This window comes from Catenibacterium faecis, assembly GCF_014306455.1.
Taxonomy (GTDB): domain Bacteria; phylum Bacillota_I; class Bacilli_A; order Erysipelotrichales; family Coprobacillaceae; genus Catenibacterium; species Catenibacterium mitsuoka_A.
Genome location: NZ_JACRWG010000157.1, coordinates 1 through 777, shown reverse-complemented (window position 1 = coordinate 777; position 777 = coordinate 1). Strand labels below are relative to the sequence as shown.

Here is a 777-nt window from a genome sequence, read left to right as displayed (position 1 = left end):
ACTGATTCACTGCCATCTAAGTATCTTCTACATATTTCAATTTTTTGTTCTTTTGAAAACTTACTTTTTCTTCCCATAAGAAAACCTCCTCAGCAAACAGTGCTTTTAATTATTTGCACTGTCTACTGGGAGGTCATCATATCAAAAGTATTGGGTCTTTAATTTTTGTGGGGGTCAGACCTTCGCTCTAAATATTTGGGAGTCTTGGAAACATCACCTTTAAATCTGTGGGGGTCACACTGTGGCTCCCACTTTTTCAACTATTTTTATGTAATTAAAAACCTTTCGCTGTATCATTAATTTGCTCATATTAACTAAAAGCGAAAGGAGATCACAAATTGAATAATGATCTAAGAATTATTTTAGGGGATTATGAATCCTTTGTACAGTCTCATACGACTGAAATCAATGAAAAAGAAGTGATTTATTATATCACGCTCAAGAGAAACATTATTTCTTGTCCTGAGTGTGGCAGTAGAATGAATATTAAGGACTATAGAAAATGCAAAGTCATGCATAACATGATAAGAGGCAAGAACACCTCCCTGATACTTAAAAAGAGAAGATTAGTATGTCCTCAATGTAATAAGGTAGTGACAGAGGAAAACCCATTCACAGAGAAAAGTCACAGCAGATTATCTCAAACTTCAGAGCTGGAAAGTGTGAAACAAAAATCAATCAAAACGTATAAAAAAAGACAAACTTAAAAACAAGTTTGAATAATTTAGAAAAAATAGAATAGTTGAATTTTATGGTTTAGTTAATTTAGAAACGTCA

Annotated in this window: 1 protein-coding gene; it reads left to right on the top strand. The window is 32.6% G+C overall.

The window, feature by feature from the left end; genetic code table 11:
- Positions 1–338 precede the first annotated feature (338 nt).
- Entirely contained in the window at positions 339–707 is a 369-nt protein-coding gene (locus H8909_RS13580; protein WP_238928319.1) for a transposase family protein, read from the top strand.
- Positions 708–777: the final 70 nt, after the last annotated feature.